17 protein-coding genes are annotated in these 18905 nt (G+C 45.3%); 12 read left to right on the forward strand and 5 right to left on the reverse strand.

The annotated features are described in order from the left end of the window. Positions 1-143 precede the first annotated feature (143 nt). From OQJ86_RS02170 to OQJ86_RS02180, 3 genes are all read left to right on the forward strand, one after another. Complete coding sequence (locus OQJ86_RS02170; protein WP_038866355.1) at positions 144-1580, forward strand: alanine/glycine:cation symporter family protein; 1437 nt, start codon at positions 144-146, stop codon at positions 1578-1580. Positions 1581-1688: 108 nt separating this feature from the next. Then, positions 1689-2465: a peroxide stress protein YaaA gene (gene yaaA / locus OQJ86_RS02175; protein WP_265985743.1), complete on the forward strand. Its 777-nt coding sequence runs from the start codon at positions 1689-1691 to the stop codon at positions 2463-2465. 203 nt (positions 2466-2668) lie between these two features. After that, positions 2669-3304, forward strand: a complete 636-nt coding sequence (locus OQJ86_RS02180; protein ID WP_005434918.1) for an alternative oxidase — start codon at positions 2669-2671, stop codon at positions 3302-3304. A 60-nt stretch (positions 3305-3364) separates the two neighbouring features. On the opposite strand, the gene srmB is transcribed toward OQJ86_RS02180, so the two are convergent. Together srmB and OQJ86_RS02190 are read right to left on the reverse strand one after the other, a co-directional pair. Continuing rightward, positions 3365-4588, reverse strand: a complete 1224-nt coding sequence (srmB, locus tag OQJ86_RS02185) for an ATP-dependent RNA helicase SrmB (RefSeq protein WP_265985746.1) — start codon at positions 4586-4588, stop codon at positions 3365-3367. Positions 4589-4695: 107 nt separating this feature from the next. Then, complete coding sequence (locus OQJ86_RS02190) at positions 4696-5415, reverse strand: tRNA1(Val) (adenine(37)-N6)-methyltransferase (RefSeq protein WP_104048862.1); 720 nt, start codon at positions 5413-5415, stop codon at positions 4696-4698. Positions 5416-5744: 329 nt separating this feature from the next. On the opposite strand from OQJ86_RS02190, the gene brnQ reads away from it, so the two are divergent. Further along, positions 5745-7058 (forward strand): branched-chain amino acid transport system II carrier protein, encoded by a 1314-nt coding sequence (gene brnQ, locus OQJ86_RS02195; protein WP_038866441.1) that lies wholly within the window; start codon positions 5745-5747, stop codon positions 7056-7058. Between the two features lie 87 nt (positions 7059-7145). On the opposite strand, the gene fldB is transcribed toward brnQ, so the two are convergent. After that, positions 7146-7664, reverse strand: coding sequence for a flavodoxin FldB (fldB, locus tag OQJ86_RS02200; protein WP_039977400.1), 519 nt, complete (start codon positions 7662-7664; stop codon positions 7146-7148). Between the two features lie 158 nt (positions 7665-7822). On the opposite strand from fldB, the gene xerD reads away from it, so the two are divergent. From xerD to OQJ86_RS02235, 7 genes are all read left to right on the forward strand, one after another. Next, positions 7823-8740, forward strand: a complete 918-nt coding sequence (gene xerD / locus OQJ86_RS02205; protein WP_038876233.1) for a site-specific tyrosine recombinase XerD — start codon at positions 7823-7825, stop codon at positions 8738-8740. A gap of 61 nt (positions 8741-8801) precedes the next feature. Further along, entirely contained in the window at positions 8802-9590 is a 789-nt protein-coding gene (gene dsbC, locus OQJ86_RS02210) for a bifunctional protein-disulfide isomerase/oxidoreductase DsbC (RefSeq protein ID WP_038876235.1), read from the forward strand. Positions 9591-9636: 46 nt separating this feature from the next. After that, a complete protein-coding gene (recJ, locus tag OQJ86_RS02215; protein ID WP_045422040.1) occupies positions 9637-11376 on the forward strand; it encodes a single-stranded-DNA-specific exonuclease RecJ in 1740 nt (579 codons plus the stop codon). A 173-nt stretch (positions 11377-11549) separates the two neighbouring features. Next, a protein-coding gene (prfB, locus tag OQJ86_RS02220; RefSeq protein ID WP_096030938.1) for a peptide chain release factor 2 occupies positions 11550-12648 on the forward strand; the annotation gives its coding sequence in 2 pieces (ribosomal slippage) (positions 11550-11624 and positions 11626-12648; 1098 coding nt in all). Positions 12649-12683: 35 nt separating this feature from the next. After that, positions 12684-14216 carry a lysine--tRNA ligase gene (gene lysS, locus OQJ86_RS02225; RefSeq protein ID WP_038866372.1) on the forward strand — a complete coding sequence of 511 codons (1533 nt, stop codon included), beginning with the start codon at positions 12684-12686 and terminating at the stop codon, positions 14214-14216. Positions 14217-14461: 245 nt separating this feature from the next. After that, the gene (gene vpsR / locus OQJ86_RS02230) at positions 14462-15796 is read left to right on the forward strand and encodes a cyclic-di-GMP-binding transcriptional regulator VpsR (RefSeq protein ID WP_038866373.1); all 1335 of its coding nucleotides are present in this window, start codon (positions 14462-14464) and stop codon (positions 15794-15796) included. Between the two features lie 507 nt (positions 15797-16303). Further along, positions 16304-16555, forward strand: a complete 252-nt coding sequence (locus OQJ86_RS02235; RefSeq protein WP_038866374.1) for a hypothetical protein — start codon at positions 16304-16306, stop codon at positions 16553-16555. Between the two features lie 124 nt (positions 16556-16679). Here the strand turns inward: OQJ86_RS02235 and OQJ86_RS02240 are convergent, their stop codons facing one another. Further along, the gene (locus OQJ86_RS02240) at positions 16680-17714 is read right to left on the reverse strand and encodes an NADP(H)-dependent aldo-keto reductase (protein ID WP_038876239.1); all 1035 of its coding nucleotides are present in this window, start codon (positions 17712-17714) and stop codon (positions 16680-16682) included. 154 nt (positions 17715-17868) lie between these two features. Between OQJ86_RS02240 and OQJ86_RS02245 the strand changes: the two genes are divergently transcribed. Continuing rightward, complete coding sequence (locus OQJ86_RS02245; protein ID WP_038866376.1) at positions 17869-18180, forward strand: DUF6482 family protein; 312 nt, start codon at positions 17869-17871, stop codon at positions 18178-18180. Here the strand turns inward: OQJ86_RS02245 and mutH are convergent, their stop codons facing one another. Continuing rightward, on the reverse strand, positions 18181-18861 hold the full coding sequence (mutH, locus tag OQJ86_RS02250) for a DNA mismatch repair endonuclease MutH (RefSeq protein WP_039977395.1): 681 nt from the start codon (positions 18859-18861) through the stop codon (positions 18181-18183). Positions 18862-18905: the final 44 nt, after the last annotated feature.

Consider the following 18905-nt stretch of genomic DNA (forward strand, 5'->3'; position numbering starts at 1 on the left):
AAAATGGATGCATGAAGCGACGTTTACGATTCTAGATTGCGCAATAAACATTATTCAAAAAGCTAAGCAGACTTTGACACTTAGCATGCAATCTGGTGGATGGCTCGGAAGCAAAGACTGGCGCAACTCACTTTGAGGTACACATGACAGACTTAATCAATTTGATGAACGACCTCCTTTGGGGCTCGATTCTTGTTTATCTTCTTGTTGGTGTAGGAATCTACTTCACCGTTCGATTGGGATTCATTCAATTCCGCCATTTTGGCCACATGTTCTCTGTTCTAAAGAACAGCCGTAAAGCAGACAAAGCTGGTATCTCTTCTTTCCAAGCGCTTTGTACTAGTCTTGCTGCACGTGTTGGTACGGGTAACATGGCGGGTGTTGCAGTTGCACTGACTGCGGGTGGCCCTGGTGCAATCTTCTGGATGTGGTTGATTGCGATGCTTGGTATGGCGACGTCGTTTGCAGAAAGCACACTGGCGCAGCTATACAAAACCAAAGATGATGATGGCAACTACCGCGGTGGTCCTGCTTACTACATGGAAAAAGGCTTGGGCATGCGCTGGATGGGCGTGTTGTTCTCAATTTTCCTAATCATCGCTTTTGGTTTGGTATTTAACGCCGTTCAAGCAAACTCTATCGCGAATGCAATGAGCAACGCATTTGGTTGGGATGACCTTTACGTAGGTATCGCAGTTGTTGCTTTGTCCGCTGTCGTTATTTTTGGTGGTATTAAGCGTATCGCGAAAGTTGCTGAGTTGGTTGTTCCTGTAATGGCTCTGGCTTACCTCGTTCTTGCGATGTTCGTGATGCTTTCTAACTTAGAGAAACTACCAGACGTTCTAATGCTTATCTTCAAGAGCGCATTCGGCCTGCAAGAAGCAGCTGCTGGTGGTCTTGGTTATGCCATCGCACAAGCGATGATCAACGGTATCAAACGTGGTCTATTCTCGAACGAAGCGGGTATGGGTTCTGCGCCAAACGCGGCAGCATCAGCAACGCCTTACCCACCACACCCAGCATCTCAAGGTTACGTACAGATGCTAGGCGTGTTCATGGATACGATCGTTATCTGTTCGGCGACAGTTGCTATTATCCTGATGTCAGGTGAGTACGTAGGCCAAGCAACAGAAGTGACCGGTATTGAGCTAACTCAGCGTGCATTGAGCTCGCAAGTGGGTGATTGGGGCGGCATCTTTGTTGCGGTTGCGATCTTCTTCTTCGCATTCACCTCAATCATTGCTAACTACTCATACGCTGAAACAAACCTTATCTTCCTAGAGCACAACCATAAAGCGGGTCTAGGCATCTTCCGTATCGTTGTACTAGGTATGGTTATGTTTGGTGCGTTAGCTTCTCTGCCTGTGGTTTGGTCGCTTGCTGACGTCTCTATGGGTCTGATGGCGATTGTGAACTTGGTTGCGATCATCTTGCTATCTGGCATCGTGATTAAACTGGCGAAAGACTACAACCGCCAGTTGAGTGAAGGTAAAGTGCCAACGTTTGATCCGAATGACTTCCCTGAGCTGAAATCTCAGCTAGAGGAAGGTATTTGGGACAACAACAAGAAGGCAGACTAAGTCGCTTAATCATTGTTGAAAGCTATCAACACGATTCAAAAAGCCATGCAGACAATGCATGGCTTTTTTTGTACCCTAATGGAAAACAAAATTAGGGAAGTTAAAGTCATGCTTATCGTCGTTTCTCCAGCTAAAACGCTTGATTACGAGTCTCCACTTGCAACCGAGAAGTTTACTCAACCAGACTTGGTTAGCTATTCAAAAGAGCTGATCGAGGTATGCCGTAAATTAACACCTGCCGATGTTTCGTCACTGATGAAAGTGAGCGACAAAATCGCTGACTTGAACGTCGGTCGTTTCCAAGAGTGGAGTGAAACCTTCACGACAGATAACGCTCGCCAAGCGATTTTAGCGTTTAAGGGCGATGTGTATACAGGTCTTGAAGCGGAAACTCTTTCAGATACCGATTTCGATTACGCTCAAGGTCATCTACGTATGCTGTCTGGCCTTTACGGTCTGCTTAAGCCGCTTGATTTGATGCAGCCATACCGTCTTGAAATGGGCACTAAGCTAGCAAACGAAAAGGGCACTAACCTCTACCAGTTCTGGGGTAATGTCATTACCGATAAGCTGAATGAAGCGATTGCTGAGCAAGACGACAACGTGCTGATCAATCTTGCATCGAACGAATACTTCAAAGCGGTGAAGCCAAAGAACTTGGATGCTCAAGTGATCACACCAATCTTCAAAGATTGTAAGAATGGTCAATACAAGGTGATCAGTTTCTACGCGAAGAAAGCGCGCGGTATGATGGCTCGCTACATCATCGAAAACCGTATCGAAAGCGTTGCTGACCTCACTAAGTTTGATGTTGCGGGTTACTACTTCGTTGAAGAAGAGTCGACGCCAACTGACTTGGTGTTTAAGCGCGAAGAGCAAAACTGATTGAAGTAAGTGAATCGCGAGTTGATGACTCAACGAAATAAAGTACGCCAAAAAGCCGGATAGTTATCCGGCTTTTTTTATGTCTGTTAAACCTGATCTAAATCGGACTTTATTGCATAAAAATTTTATTAATTAAAAAATAGTTGAGTGCGAAGGTTTGAAGTTGCATTTTAAATGCAACTTTAAAATAAAGGAGTTCTCCTATGTCAGACTTCAAGCTCACACACAAAAAAGCCTCTAAGTTATCGGAGTACATTGCACTACGTATTACCAAGTTGCTGAAATTCACTCTGAACATCTTTTATGGCAAGAAATACGCGAAGCGCGCTGTGATTCTCGAAACAATCGCCGCTGTGCCAGGTATGGTGGCTGGGATGTTCAATCACCTTAAAGCGCTGCGTCGAATGAAAGACGATGAAGGATGGATCCGAGAACTCCTTGATGAGGCCGAAAACGAGCGCATGCACCTAATGATTTTCCTCGACATTGCCAAACCAAGTTTGGTTGAGCGTTTATTGGTGTTGCTGGGACAAGGTGTTTTCATTGTTGTGTACAGTTTCATCTATCTGCTTTCTTCTAAAATTGCTCACCGTGTTGTGGGTTACTTCGAAGAAGAAGCGTGTAATAGCTACACTGAGTACCTAGAGAAAATTGATAGCGGGGAAGTGGAGAATGTACCAGCTCCGACTCTGGCGATTGACTACTACAAGCTGCCTGCTGATGCGATGCTAAGAGACGTGATTTTGCGTATTCGAGAAGATGAAGCGGGGCACCGTGATCGCAACCATGGCTTCGCTGATGCCTATGAAGATAAAACTCTTCCAGCTCATCAATTATAGATGAAAAACAAAAAGAGCCGCGATTGCGGCTCTTTTAGATTTGGAATCAATCAGACGTGATTACTTCTTCTTAGCGTTTTTCTTTTTCGCTACTTTCTTCTTGTCGTCTTTTTTCTTTTTCTTCTTAAACACTGGTTTTTTGTGTTTAGGGCGCATCTCTTTGATGAAACGCTCTTTGATGTCTTCTTTTACGTAACGTGCAACACGATCCATCATTGGCTGGTCGTGCGCTTCTACGATAGAAATAGCGTTACCTTTTTTACCTGCACGCGCGGTACGGCCAATACGGTGAAGGTATACATCAGCTGTGCGAGGCATGTCGTAGTTGACAACGTGTGATACGTCTGGAAGGTCGATACCACGAGCAGCAACGTCAGTGGCAAGTAGTACGTTCACAGCACCTTCACGAAAGCGTGCAATGGCATTGTTACGACGATCTTGCGGCATTTCACCTTGGATCCATGAACAAGGAATTTGCGCACTTTCTAATTGGCCACGCAACTCAGCTAGACGCTCACGAGTCTTCAAGAACACAATTGTGCGTTCTGCTTGCTCTGTGATGATGTGTTTTAACAGTTCTAGCTTGTGTTCTGCTGTGTCGGCACGGTGATACCACTGAGCAATTTTTTTGCGCTCACGCAATGGTGATTTTGCATCGATCTCTGCTGGCTCGTTAAGTAGGTCTGCTGTGAAGCCTTCTACGCCTTTACCTTCTAGTGTTGCGGAGAACAGAAGGGTTTGCTTACGCCAGCGACATTCGTTTGATAGACGGTCTACCGTTGGTGCGAAGCCCATGTCTAGCATGCGGTCTGCTTCATCCAGCACTAACCATTCAATGGCACGACAGTCAAAGCGCTCTGCATCAATGTACTCACGTAGACGACCCGGTGTAGCTACGACGATGTCTTGCGTTGTTGCAAGAATATCGGCGTGCTCTTGGTACTGAACACCACCAGTGATGGTGAAGATATTCAATTTTGTGTTCTTTGCAAGCGCACGCGCTTGATCTGCAATTTGCATAGCAAGTTCACGTGTTGGCGTCAGGATCAGGATACGAGCAGGTCCAGGCTTGCGACGAGGGAAGTCTTGCAGGTATTGCAACGCAGGCAGTACGAATGCTGCCGTTTTACCTGTGCCAGTTGGTGCTGACGCTAGAATGTCACGACCATCCAACGCTTGTGGAATCGCCTCAGCCTGAATTTTAGTTGGGCGTTCGTAGCCCATCTCTTCGATGGCTTCAAGTAGGTTTGGGTCTAGATCAAGTTCAGCAAAGGTTCTGATCACAATGAGTTCTCCACAAGCAAAGCTTGGTTAATGGTTCGCCGCAGCAGCATAGAATATAAAAAGGTCGCACATTATAAAGTGATTGGTGACAAGGATCACATGTTATTTCACATCTTAAGATAAAACTCGTGAGTTAGACGGATAAATTCTTCGTCATAACCCTGATTTGAGTGGATGGTCAATTGTGATTCTTCGGTGTCGCAGACCTTTTTCGATAACTCAAATAGTACACGATGTACCGCTTTTTTCTGTGATGGTTGCACGTAGCATAGACGTGATACATACCAGCTTTGTGTTTTCGCCATGACAATAAACTGCTCACCTTCGGTGATTGGCAGAACAAAACTGGCTTTGCCGTCTTCTTCAAGTAAGTCATAGCAACACGCTAATAACGCGCGATGTTGCAATGTGTCGGTATGTCGGGCGGTGGCGCGCTGAGCCTGCTTTGATTGCTCACCATTATTGAAGTAGGGCGGATTACAAATGATGTGCTGAAAACGTTGCGTTGGTTCAAACGTTAATACATCGGTGTGCAAAACGGTTAATCGGTCAGCCCAAGGTGAATGCGTAAAGTTGGTCTGGGCGGCTTCTACTGCGGTTGATTCGATGTCCACCGCGGTGATCATCGCGCCTGAAAAGCGTTGTGCGCACATTAGAGCCAACAGACCCGTACCAGTACCAATGTCCAGAATATTGCACTGCGATGGACACTTTGTCCAAGCGCCCAGCATCACGCCATCGGTACTGACAGGCATGCCACTTTCACCACCATCGATGGAAAATTGCTTAAACTTGAAGCCTTTAGTCTTGAATGTATCGCTCTTCATGATTGTTTTATATTTACTCAACAATAGAGTTAAATGCTCTATTGTTTCTAAATTGTATGGTTTGTTATCTTGTTGGTTATTAATTTGTATTGCTTTTTGAACGAGATAAAGAACTGGTCATAAATGTCAGTGTAGTGATATCCACTACTTTTGAGTTTGCAAACTAAATTAATATGGTGTTTTTTTCTTAAAGGTTGCCAAATGATGGGTCTTTCGTCATTATGCGGCGGAAAATTTATAGATTGAACCACAGATACTCATTTTATTTGGGTATACAAAAAGTGGTCGATGCATACACAACATTCATCAATTCAGAAAAAGGGTTATCTGTGAAGCAGACGTTAAAACTAACAGATATTATCGCAGTAGGCTTTATGCTATTTGCGTTCTTTTTGGGTGCTGGCAACATCATCTTTCCACCTCTAGCGGGTCAGCTAGCCGGTGATCATTTGATGCCAGCAATGTTTGGTTTCTTGCTAACAGCGGTAGGTCTACCTCTTATTACTATCGTTGCTATTGCTGTTGCAGGTGGTTCTTGGGATCATCTAACGCAAGACCTTCCTAAGAAAGCAGCAGTACTTATGGCTGCGCTTATCTTCATCATTATCGGTCCTGCATTTGCAGCGCCGCGTACTGGTCTCGTGGCTTACGAAATGGCAATCAAGCCTTTCTTCGTTGACGCGACACAAGCACACCTTACGTCATTCTCTATCCTGTTCTTTGCAGTAGCGATGCTATTTGCTTGGTTCCAAGGTCGTCTGATTGACTTGATCGGTAAAGTGTTAACGCCAGTTTTGTTCCTTGGCCTTATCGTACTTGCTATTGCGGTATTCGTTGATCCGCAAGGTGAGATGATGGGTGCGCATGGTGAGTACCTAACTCAGCCACTAACCAAAGGTTTCCTTGAAGGTTACAACACCATGGATACGTTCGCATCGCTGATGTTCGGTATGCTAATGGTGGATGCACTGCGCAGTAAAGGCATCACTGAGCGTGCTGCAACGACGAAATACCTAATTTGCGCAGGTTGTATTGCAGCAGCAGGTCTGGCGTTCGTATACATCTCATTGTTCTACCTAGGTGCGACGAGTGCAACTATCGCAGCTGGTGCAGACAACGGTGGTGCAGTACTAAGCCAATACGTTCAGGCACTATTTGGTCCTTACGGTCAGATTGTTCTTTCAATCATTGTATTATTGGCGTGTTTGACGACGGCGATCGGCCTTATCTCTGCATGTTCAGACTTCTTCAGCTCTAAGACGAAACTGACTTACAAGCAATGGGTTATCATTAACGGTGCCGCTTGTGCACTGATTGCGAACGTAGGTCTATCACAGCTTATTTCGTTGTCAGTTCCTGTATTGTTTGCGCTGTACCCAGTAGCAGTCGCATTGGTTGCGCTGACGTTTGTACGTAGCAAGCTACCAAACCCGCGTGTGGCATACCGCTCAGTGTTGCTAGTATCATTATTGTTTGCATTGATTGATGCAGCGAAAGTAGCAGGTCTAGACGTTTCAGCATTCAACATGCTACCACTGTTCGAAGTGGGCATGGGTTGGGTTCTACCAACGTTTGCAGCAATTGTTTGCATGTTCTTTGTTGCTAAATCTTCTCAACCTGAGTTGACTGAAGAAGCGGCATAACTGCTGACTCGCAAGATTAAAAAAGCCCGGTGAAGTGATTCACCGGGCTTTTTATTTGTCTATCGTTTTATCAGGGTTTATGCGGACTTATAGCGTGTCGTGAAACTCAACCAACACTTGCTCACACCATTTCTCGATGCGTTCGTCACTCAATTCGTACTGGGAATCTTCATCTAATGCCAAGCCAACAAATTGACTACCATCTTCTGTTAAAGCTTTTGATGCCTCGAACTCATAACCTTCATTTGGCCAGTAACCGATAAACTGCGTCCCCGTTGCTTTGAGCTCGTCATGAAGTAGGCCCATCGCATCAAGGTACCATTCGCCGTAGCCTTCTTGGTCACCCAAGCCAAACAGTGCAACGACTTTGTCTTTTAGAGGTGTGGTTGCAATATCTTCCCAAATAGCACTCCAATCTTCTTGGATTTCACCGAAGTCCCAAGTAGAGATACCAATCAGCAATAAATCGTAGTCTGCCATCAGTGACAACGGTGTCTCTTTCACGTTGTGAATATCGACAAGGTCTGCGCCAATGATGTTGCGAATTTTCTCTGCTGCCATTTCGGTGTAGCAGGTTGTTGAGCCGTAAAAGAGTCCGATTTTCATTATATTCGTCGTTTTTTGTGTTGCTGTTGTGGCAGATTCTAACCATAAATTGAAGAAGATTGCAGCGAATATCCCGAGGGAGATGATTTTTTTATGGTATTGGCTTGGCTGTTGCCTTACTCTCAATACTGTAAATATAAACAGATAAGGACGCGTTCATGACGGCACAACAGCCTGTCAATCAACAAGATTTTGGTCTTGTTGAACAATTCTTAGATGCAATGTGGATGGAGCGTGGTTTATCAGAGAACACACTAGCTTCTTACCGAAATGACTTAATGAAGCTGCTCGTGTGGATGGAGCAACATCGCTACCGCCTCGATTTTATCAGCTTGTCAGGTTTGCAAGAGTACCAGAGTTACCTTGTTGATTTGGATTACAAGCAAACGTCCCGCGCGCGTATGTTGTCGGCGATTCGTCGTTTATTTCAATACATTCATCGTGAAAAAGTACGCGCGGATGATCCAAGTGCGTTACTGGTGAGTCCAAAGCTGCCTCAACGCCTACCAAAAGACATCAGTGAAGAACAAGTGGATGCTTTGCTTGAAGCGCCAGACCCGAATGACCCAGTAGAACTGCGTGATAAAGCCATGCTAGAGCTGCTCTATGCGACGGGGTTGCGTGTGACAGAGTTGGTCAGTCTGACAATGGAAAACGTCAGTTTGCGCCAAGGAGTAGTGCGTGTGACGGGTAAAGGTGGTAAAGAACGTCTTGTACCTATGGGGGAGAACGCCGTCGATTGGATTGAAACTTTTATCCAGCAAGGTCGATCTGCTCTATTGGGAGAGACTACGTCAGATGTGGTATTCCCAAGTAAACGTGCCAGACAAATGACCCGTCAAACCTTCTGGCATCGTATCAAGTACTATGCTGTGATTGCAGGTATTGATACTGACCAATTGTCGCCACACGTTTTACGTCATGCATTTGCAACGCATTTATTGAACTATGGCGCAGATCTCAGGGTCGTACAGATGCTGTTGGGGCATAGTGACTTATCGACCACGCAAATTTATACTCACGTGGCGACTGAGCGATTGAAACAAATCCACAGTCAACACCACCCAAGAGCATAATGATGGTTTGTTTCATCCATTGTCTCATTGGATGAAAGGATTTTATTTTAAGGTGAATTTAATGAGCGTATTACGCCGACTAACTCTGCTGACTTTACCGTTTTTCGTTACCGCTTGTGGTGCTGAAGAAAGTCAGGCAAAAACGGAAACTCCTGCACAACAAGTCGCACCAGCGGCAAAACAGAACTTTGATGAGGCAGCGCTAAAAGCGAAGTTCTCTAAATTGGGCGTATCTATTCTTGATATCAAACCATCAGACGTTGCTGGATTATTAGAAATTCAAACTAATGGTGGTGTGCTGTTCGCATCAAACGATGGTAATCACTTTATTGCCGGTACGCTTTACGCCATCGATGATAACGGTGGTTACAAAGACGTAATTGCTGAGCGTCAAGCACCTCTAAACGCAGAGAAAATTGCCAAGTTTTCAGATAGCGTGATCGAGTACAAAGCGGACAATGAAAAGTACGTAGTGACGGTCTTTACTGACATCACTTGTGGTTACTGCGTGCGTCTGCACAGTCAAATGCAAGGTTACAACGATCTGGGTATTACCGTGCGTTACATGGCTTACCCTCGCCAAGGTGCAACAGGTCCTGTCGCTGAGCAAATGGCAACCGTTTGGTGTGCTGAAGATCCTAAAGCAGCAATGCACAACGCAAAAGTTGATCGTTCATTTGGTAACCCAGCGAAAGATCTTAAGCAGTGTAAAGAAACGATTAAAGCGCATTACGATCTAGGTCGTGAGCTTGGTATTTCTGGTACGCCAGCTATTTTCCTACCAAACGGTGAGCTAGTTGGTGGTTACTTACCACCAGCAGAACTGCTAAAACGTTTAGAGCAACAATAATCCTTTAAGGAGCAGAGTCAGCGGTATTCGCTGGCTCTTTTCAAACATGATAGAAATTCAACGACGTCCCGAACCGGACCTTTCTCTTCTTCCTGATTCTATTCCTGCGATTCTCAAACGTATCTACATTAACCGTGGTATCACGGATGTGGCGCAGTTAGAGACATCTGCTCGTGGGTTGCATTCTTACCAACAACTTGGCGGTATCGATAAAGCGGTCGAGCTTTTATTCAAAGCGATCGAAGAGAAAAAACGCATTATTGTCGTAGGTGACTTTGACGCTGATGGCGCTACTAGCTCGGCTCTTTCGGTACTTGCATTGCGTATGCTTGGTAGCAACAACGTCGACTACTTAGTGCCGAACCGCTTTGAAGATGGTTATGGCCTGAGCCCTGAAGTCGTGGACCAAGCCTTAGAACTCGGCGCTGAAATGATCATGACGGTCGACAATGGTGTGTCGTCGATTGAAGGTGTTCGCTACGCCAAAGAAAATGGCATAACGGTACTGGTCACCGATCACCACTTACCGGGGCAAGTGCTACCGAATGTCGATGCAATGGTTAACCCGAACCTCGACAGCTGTGCTTTTCCATCGAAAGCGTTAGCAGGGGTTGGTGTTGCTTTCTATCTGATGATGGCACTTTGCGTGTACATGCGTAAACAGAATTGGTTTGCACTACAAGGTATGCAAGAACCAAAGCTTATGGAGCTGATTGACCTTGTTGCGCTTGGCACCGTCGCTGACGTTGTTCCACTCGACGAGAACAACCGCATTCTTGTACACCAAGGCTTGCAGCGCATCCGTGCAGGTAAAGCACGTCCTGGTATTCAAGCGTTGATCGAAGTGGCGAAGCGCGATGCGCGTCGTTTGGTTGCGTCTGATTTTGGTTTCGCTTTGGGGCCACGTATTAACGCCGCCGGCCGTCTTGATGACATGTCATTCGGTGTTGAACTACTGATGAGCAATAACATCCACGCTGCGCGCCGCATGGCAAGTGAATTGGATGGGCTTAACCAAACTCGTAAAGAGATTGAAGAGGGCATGAAACAAGAAGCGATGGCTTTCTGTGAGCGTCTTCAGTTTGGTGAAAACAGTGAACTGCCATACGGCTTGGCACTTTTCCAACGTGATTGGCACCAAGGTGTGATTGGTATTCTGGCTTCACGTATTAAAGAGAAGTTCCACCGTCCTGTTATTGCTTTTGCTGATGGTGGAGAAGGGACGATCAAAGGTTCTTGTCGTTCGATTCCAGGCTTACACATGCGTGATGCATTGGACTTTATTGATACGCAAAACCCAGGTTTGATCATCAAATTTGGTGGTCACGCAATGGCGGCAGGTTTAACCATCAAAGAGCAAGACTTTGAGCGTTTTTGTCGTCTATTCGATGATGTTGTGAAAAAAGAACTTGATGAAGCGGCGCTAAAAGGCGTGATCATGTCTGATGGTGAGCTCAAGCCAGAAGAATTTTCTATGCACATTGCGGAGCAACTGCGCTCAGGTGGTCCATTTGGTCAGGCTTTCCCAGAACCTATCTTTGATGGCGAGTTTAAAGTATTACATCAAAAGCTGGTGGGAGAAAAACACCTTAAGCTAATGTTAGAGCCACTGCATAAAGGTCACCCAACGAATGTGATGATCGATGGTATTGCCTTCAATGTTGATTTGCGTCGTTGGCCAGATGCCTCGGTCAAAACGGTACGTCTCGCGTATAAGTTGGATGTGAATGAGTTTCGTGGTAATCAATCATTGCAATTGATGATTGACTACATCGAAGCCAAGTAAAGTCAGGTTTTACACTTTATATAGAGTACGGTTGCCTTTAAGTGGGGCAAAAATTTTATGACCGTGCTCTCTCTAATTGCAATCTGATTTCCCAGCCGAAATTTTCCTGTATCTCCGTCACATTTTTGAGTAGAATTTCTCGGTTAAATTCTATTCTAAAATGTTGAGCAAACATGTTTGAAATCAATCCAATTAAAAACCGTCTTCAGGACGTGTCTGAGCGCACGAATGTCCTGAGGGGGTATCTTTGACTATGACGCAAAGAAAGAGCGTCTAGAAGAAGTCAACGCAGAACTTGAACAACCAGATGTATGGAACGAGCCAGAGCGTGCGCAAGCACTAGGTAAAGAACGTGCATCTCTAGAAGCGGTTGTTGAAACTATCGTTCAACTAGAACAAGGTGTAGAAGACGTTGATGGTCTTCTAGAGCTTGCGGTTGAAGAAGAAGATCAAGAAACGTTTGACGAAATCGAACCAGAACTTGCTGAGTTGGAACAGAAGCTAGAACAGCTTGAATTCCGTCGTATGTTCTCTGGCGACCACGACAGCTCTGATTGCTACATTGACTTGCAAGCAGGCTCAGGTGGTACCGAGGCACAAGACTGGACCAACATGATGCTACGCATGTACCTGCGTTGGGCTGAAGCAAAAGGCTTCAAGGCAGAGGTTATCGAAGTATCTGAAGGTGAAGTCGCCGGCCTTAAAGGCGCGACAGTTAAGATTTCTGGTGAGTACGCTTACGGTTGGCTACGTACGGAAACAGGTGTTCACCGCCTAGTACGTAAATCGCCATTCGATTCAGGCGGCCGTCGTCATACGTCATTTGCTTCTGCGTTCATCTACCCTGAGATTGATGAAAACATTGCTATCGACATTAACCCTTCTGACCTACGTATCGATGTTTACCGAGCGTCAGGTGCAGGTGGTCAGCACGTCAACACGACTGAATCTGCGGTACGTATTACACACGTTCCAACGAACACCGTTGTGCAATGTCAGAATGACCGTTCTCAACATAAGAACAAAGATCAGGCAATGAAACAGCTTCGAGCGAAGCTATTTGAGCTTGAATTGCAAAAGCAAAACGCGGAAAAACAAGCTAATGAAGACGCTAAGTCTGACATTGGCTGGGGTAGCCAGATCCGTTCTTACGTATTGGATGACTCACGCATTAAAGACCTCCGTACGGGCGTTGAAAACCGTAATACACAAGCGGTTCTTGATGGCGATCTGGACAAATTTATTGAAGCTAGCCTGAAATCAGGTCTATAAAGCTTTTCACCGACAAAAAACAGGATACATCGAAAATGACTGATGCTGTTCAAAACGAAACTGTACAAGAAGCCTCTGCACAAGAAGAGAACAAGCTAATTGCTGAACGCCGCGCTAAACTGGATGCAATCCGAAAGAGCTGCAAAGCGAACGGCCATCCAAACGACTTCCGTCGTGACGCACTAGCGGGCGACCTTCAGAAAGAGTTCGGTGAAAAGACGAAGGAAGAGCTAGAAGAGCTTAACCACGTAGTAGCAATTGCTGGCCGTATCATGGCTAAACGTGGTCCATTCTTGGTAATTCAAGAAACTTCTGGCCGTATCCAAGCTTACGCTGACAAAGCGGTACAAAAAGTACTGAAAGACCAATACCAAGGCCTAGATATCGGTGACATCATCGGTGTGAAAGGTGCACTTCACAAGTCTGGTAAAGGCGACCTATACGTGAACATGGAAGAGTACGAGTTGCTAACCAAAGCACTACGTCCACTTCCAGAGAAGTTTCACGGTCTAACTGACCAAGAGATGCGTTACCGTCAACGTTACGTTGATCTAATCGTTAACGAAGATTCTCGTCAAGCGTTCGTAGTACGTTCTAAAGTAATGTCTGCAATCCGTAACTTCATGATCTCTAAACAGTTCATGGAAGTTGAAACGCCAATGATGCACGTTATCCCTGGCGGTGCGAGTGCGCGTCCATTCATCACGCACCACAACGCACTAGACATGCCAATGTACCTACGTATTGCGCCAGAGCTATACCTGAAGCGTCTAGTCGTTGGTGGTTTCGATCGCGTATTTGAAATCAACCGTAACTTCCGTAACGAAGGTCTTTCTCCACGTCACAACCCTGAATTCACAATGATGGAATTCTACATGGCGTACGCTGACTACAAAGATCTGATGGACCTAACTGAAGAACTACTAAGCTCTATCGCACTAGAAGTTCTAGGTTCAACATCAATGCCTTACGGTGAAGATACAGTAGAGTTCGGTGGCACTTACACTCGCATGAGCATGTTCGAAGCAATCAAGCACTACAACCCAGACCACGCGCAAATCCAAGCGCTAACAGAAGAAGACATTCAAAACCGTGACCTAATGGTTTCTATCGCGAAATCTGTTCACGTTGAAGTGGAATCTTTCTGGACATGTGGTCAGCTTCTAGAAGAGATCTTCGGCGAAACTGCAGAACCTAAGCTAATGCAGCCAACGTTCATCACTGGTTACCCAGCGGATATCTCTCCACTGGCTCGTCGTAGCGATGACAACCCATTCTTCACAGACCGCTTTGAATTCTTCATCGGTGGCCGTGAAGTTGCGAACGGCTTCTCAGAGCTTAACGATGCAGAAGACCAAGATGCGCGCTTTAAAGCACAGGTTGAAGCGAAAGAATCTGGTGATGATGAAGCAATGTTCTACGATGCAGACTACATTACTGCTCTAGAGCACGGCCTACCACCAACAGCAGGTCAAGGTATCGGTATCGACCGTCTAGTTATGCTATTGACTAACACGCACACAATCCGTGACGTGATCCTATTCCCAGCGATGCGCCCACAAGCGTAATCTCCTCGCTGAGCCATAAAAAACCACCTTCGGGTGGTTTTTTTGTATCTTTAATTTGAACAAATTCAACTATTTGCATTTGAGGTCGGATAGGAGTAGTAAATAAGTATTCGCGAAATCTCAATCTGTTGCATAGTCTTAATATTGAGACAGACTTCGTCAGGCGTAGTCTCGATAATGTTACCCGTTCGCAAAGTTGGGTTTGTGGCGCGAAATTTCAATCAACAATCAATAAGGGTTAGAGAATGGCTGGGCAGTTTAAGATGGATTCCATTCCGGGATCGCTAGTCGTAGTTGGCGGTACTTATGAACCTTGGTTATCAGTACTAGAACAAGTGGGATGGAAGTGTCACCAAGTGGGTGACTTACGTAAAGCCAACACATTGTTAGAAGATATTGGACCATGCATCGGTATAGTTGACCTCAGCCATGATGAGTTCAGTCTTAATGGTTTAGCGAACTTAGTGAGTTCTCATAAACACGTGCGTTGGTTGGCGTTCATCCGCGAATCTCAACTTGGTACTGACACCATCTGCCAGTTCATCGTGAACTTCTGTATCGACTTCTTTACTGCACCAATCCCAGATGCGCAGCTATTGAGCACGATTGGTCACCAATTGGGTATGCTTAAGCTTGAAAAGAAAGTTTGGCCAAGTTTTGGTAACAGTTTAGATATGGGGTTGATTGGTGAGTCAATTCCAATGAAGCGCCTGCGTGACCAAGTTAAGCGTATCGGTCCAACAGACGTGAGTATTCTTATTTACGGTGAAAGCGGCACGGGTAAAGAGGCTGTCGCTCGTGCAATTCACAAAGTGTCGTCACGTTCACATAAGCCGTTCCTATCGATTAACTGTCGTGCACTGAACGAGCAACGTTTCCAAGCCGAAGTATTTGGGATTGAGGCGGAAGAAGAGATGGGACCAAGCCTGCTAGAGCAAGCTGATGGCGGCACCGTTTTATTCAATGACATTCTAACCATCTCAAAAGAGCAACAGATGAACCTGCTACGCTTCCTGCAAGAAGGGACGATTGAAACACGTGATGGCGCGAAGAACGTCAATGTACGGGTTCTTGCCGCTAACTCGTCTGATGTAGAGAAAGCACTCATTGACGGAGACTTCAATGAAGAGCTTTACCACTACATTAATGTACTGCGTATCAACGTACCAAGCTTGAAAGAGCGCGCAAGTGACATCGCTTTGTTGGCGCGTTTCTACCTGCAGGAGTTCTCTAAAGAGTACAACTCACAGGCGAAGAGCTTTTCTGAAGATGCTTTGAAGGCTCTGACACGTTATTTCTGGCCAGGTAATGTCCGTGAGTTGATGAACCAAGTGAAACGCGCTGTACTGATGTCTGACAGCGTCATGATTGAAGAGCATCACCTAGACCTACCTCAACGCAATGACTCAAAGCGCAGCTTGAAATCGATTCGTGAGAAGAGTGAACGAGATGCGTTGCTGGTGGTATTAGAGTCGCATTCTGGTCAAGTATCGAATGCCGCAAAAGAGCTTGGTGTGTCACGTGCGACCATGTATCGATTACTGAACAAACACAACTTGATTACAGAGCAGACGGTATAAACCCTCTACTGACAGCAAGATAAAAGGAGCGCAATGACGCTCCTTTTTTGTGCGCAAATTCTAAATATTTATAAAACTCGAGTTTTTATATATTCCTTAGTTGAATATGTTATCCAAAAAACCATATGCAACCTTATTTTAGGCTAATGGTTTGTTTTTAAGCAAAAACACAAAAATGGTTTGATAAATATCCTCTGTTGCTTACAATTCAACCGTAACTCAATGAGTTATACCACATCAATCACGGATTAATTTTTAGCTAGGAGGCGCAAGATGAAACATTACGTTGTTAACACCACTGCTTGCGCTGATCGTATGTCTGATGTTCGCTCAACCTTTGAAGCGATCAAACAAGATACTACTGGCTCATTAGATTAAATTAATCCGTAACCTACCTCTTATTACTAGGCTGCGGAAAAGTAGCGGCTTAGTCTCAACAGAGTCTTTCTGTTTAATTAGTCCACTATTTTTCCCTGTCGATTATTTATCGCTATTTGGAGAAAAATTATGCGTCACTCTATCTATTTGAAACTGGCCACTGTGCTTTTAAAAGCCGATCTCAAACGTGAAGAAAAGCAATGGCAACGTATGGTCCGCCGTAATGCTCATCAAATCCCTTGGACAAATGAGCACTTGTTAAAAGACATTGGCTTAGATAAAGAAGGTCGTTCAAACCATGTCAGTGTGCCTGATGCTGTCAAAGTTGAACGCCGAGTTCGTCATCTACGTCGTGTTTTAACTGCGCGAATACCAACGTAATCAATAACCCAAGTGGAGCTCTCAATCATATCTATTCGGTTCAACTTGGGTTTAATTCGCCAATGCAAAGAGGCTGACCATTGTGGTCAGCCTCTTTGTTTTTAGTCTATTGGGAAGTGAAATACTATGGGCATGGGTTCGAGTAAGTCGTACCAATCGCTTGGATATCATTTAGCAACGCTTCACTTAGGTGAACATCGATACTGTCGATATTGGATTTGAGCTGTTCTAGGTTAGTAGCGCCAATGATATTTGAACCCACAAACGGGCGCTGATTGACGAAGGCAAGCGCCATTTGCGCAGGATCTAATCCATGGTCTCTCGCTAGGTTGACGTATGCTTCTGTCGCTTTAACACCTTGTGGTGTGAAGTAGCGAGCGAAGCGTTCCCAAACCGTGCAACGCGCACCTTCTGGTTTTGCTCCGTTGAGGTATTTACCGCTCAAACAACCAAATGCTAGTGGTGAATAAGCCAGTAGCTGAACGCCTTCGTAGTGGCTGATTTCAGACAAACCAACTTCGAAACTGCGATTAAGTAAGTTATATGGATTTTGGATTGAAACGATTCTTGGTAAGTCATGCTTTTCTGCCAAACGCAGCAGTGACATCACCCCCCACGGCGTTTCATTCGATACGCCGATATAACGCACTTTCCCAGCCTTAACTAGTTCAGTGAGCGCTTCCAACGTTTCAATCAGCGTGACTTCTTCTTGTTTGTCTGGGTAAGGATAGTTGAGTTGACCAAAGCAATTGGTTTGACGTTGCGGCCAGTGCAGCTGGTACAGATCAACATAATCGGTTTGTAGGCGTTTAAGGCTGTCATCAATCGCAGTATGAATATGGCGACGGTTAAGGCTCATGTTTTCACGAATGTATGGGACGTTGCGCGGACCAGCTACTTTAGTTGCTAAAACCACTTTCTCACGTTTACCACTTTTCGCTAACCAATTGCCAATGTACTGCTCGGTGAGTCCTTGTGTCTCTGCTTTCGGTGGTACGGGATACATCTCGGCAGTATCGATGAAGTTCACCCCATGATCGAGGGCAAAGTCGAGCTGTTGAAAAGCTTCTTGTTCGGTATTTTGCTCACCAAACGTCATAGTGCCAAGGCAGATCTTACTGATCTCGAGTGATGAGTGCGGTAGTTTTGTATATTGCATTTCACATCCTTGAAGAGTTACCGACTGAATAAGTCATTCCAATATAGGGGATTTTTAGTTGCTGTCGCAAATGATTTAAGTTTCGTTATGTAGTTAACTCGAAAGTTATCAATACGGTAACTAGACTTAAAGGATCTTGTAAAGGAGGTGCAATATGCAGAAGCATCAACTCGACATGTGGTTGCATGGCTATCACAAAGACTCCTATAAAACGCCTAAGGTCTTTGTGATTGGTTGTTCTGATGTCTCTGATTACCTATTAGCAGTGGAGTACAAACACCAACTTGAACCGATCAAAGACGGTGAAGATCCGATTCATTTCGGCTCATTGGATCTGGTGAAAGAAGAACTGCTGAGGTTGGGGATAGATAAAGCTTATTTGAGGCTGCACAATGCTTACGATGAGTTTGGCAGTGAAGGTACAGCCTCGTACTGTGATATTGAGTTGTCACTCGTGACGCACTGATCATTCTGATTGGGCGTTGATGTAGTGCTTCAATAATATCTGTTCGGTGAATTGTGTCCTAAGGTAGAAACCACGGGGCAGGGTTTTTATCGGTTTACCATTTGAGCTGTAAGCTTCAGTTAGTGCTTTTGCGTTTGCTGCTTTAGGTCGCAAGTGAAGCGCTTCTCCATGTCTGGCGGAAATTTGATCAAACTTACCCAACACGATCAATTCCATCAGTTCTTCCCAATCATTTTTTAGAATTAACTCTTCTTCTTGATCGGGTGACCATATCAATGGGCTACCAACTCTTCGCTCTGCCAAAGGAATCTCGCGCTCGCCCTCTACAGGTACCCACAGTACTCGTGACAGTTTGTTGCGAACGTGACTGGTTTCCCACGTGAGTCCCTGAACCCCAGTCAATGGAGCGACAGAGACAAACGTTGTCTCTAATGGTCGACCTGAATAACTGATCGGAATGCTTTTTAGTTCGATCCCAAGCTTGGCAAAGTCTTGTTGCGGTTTGCTTCCTGCTGGCGCACCTAAATGCCATTCCAGTAATTGCCCAACCCAGCCTTTATCGCGTTTTAAGTTTTCAGGAACAGTCATTCCAGCCTCTTCGGCAAGCTCTGTAAAGCTTAAGCCCGCAATATCATGTGCGCGCTCCATCAGTTCAGCTTCGGATTGTGGTTCTGGTTTCATAACGGCAATGTGATGAGGGAAAACGTTAGTCTACCAAATTTCAT

Source organism: Vibrio sp. Sgm 5, from assembly GCF_026241575.1.
GTDB classification, from domain to species: domain Bacteria; phylum Pseudomonadota; class Gammaproteobacteria; order Enterobacterales; family Vibrionaceae; genus Vibrio; species Vibrio jasicida.

Coding starts and splice junctions, on each gene's coding strand:
- OQJ86_RS02170 (WP_038866355.1), top strand. CDS start 144: ATGACAGACTTAATCAATTTGATGAACGACCTCCTTTGGGGCTCGATT.
- yaaA (WP_265985743.1), top strand. CDS start 1,689: ATGCTTATCGTCGTTTCTCCAGCTAAAACGCTTGATTACGAGTCTCCA.
- OQJ86_RS02180 (WP_005434918.1), top strand. CDS start 2,669: ATGTCAGACTTCAAGCTCACACACAAAAAAGCCTCTAAGTTATCGGAG.
- OQJ86_RS02190 (WP_104048862.1), bottom strand. CDS start 5,415: ATGAAGAGCGATACATTCAAGACTAAAGGCTTCAAGTTTAAGCAATTT.
- fldB (WP_039977400.1), bottom strand. CDS start 7,664: ATGAAAATCGGACTCTTTTACGGCTCAACAACCTGCTACACCGAAATG.
- xerD (WP_038876233.1), top strand. CDS start 7,823: ATGACGGCACAACAGCCTGTCAATCAACAAGATTTTGGTCTTGTTGAA.
- dsbC (WP_038876235.1), top strand. CDS start 8,802: ATGAGCGTATTACGCCGACTAACTCTGCTGACTTTACCGTTTTTCGTT.
- recJ (WP_045422040.1), top strand. CDS start 9,637: ATGATAGAAATTCAACGACGTCCCGAACCGGACCTTTCTCTTCTTCCT.
- lysS (WP_038866372.1), top strand. CDS start 12,684: ATGACTGATGCTGTTCAAAACGAAACTGTACAAGAAGCCTCTGCACAA.
- vpsR (WP_038866373.1), top strand. CDS start 14,462: ATGGCTGGGCAGTTTAAGATGGATTCCATTCCGGGATCGCTAGTCGTA.
- OQJ86_RS02235 (WP_038866374.1), top strand. CDS start 16,304: ATGCGTCACTCTATCTATTTGAAACTGGCCACTGTGCTTTTAAAAGCC.
- OQJ86_RS02240 (WP_038876239.1), bottom strand. CDS start 17,714: ATGCAATATACAAAACTACCGCACTCATCACTCGAGATCAGTAAGATC.
- OQJ86_RS02245 (WP_038866376.1), top strand. CDS start 17,869: ATGCAGAAGCATCAACTCGACATGTGGTTGCATGGCTATCACAAAGAC.
- mutH (WP_039977395.1), bottom strand. CDS start 18,861: ATGAAACCAGAACCACAATCCGAAGCTGAACTGATGGAGCGCGCACAT.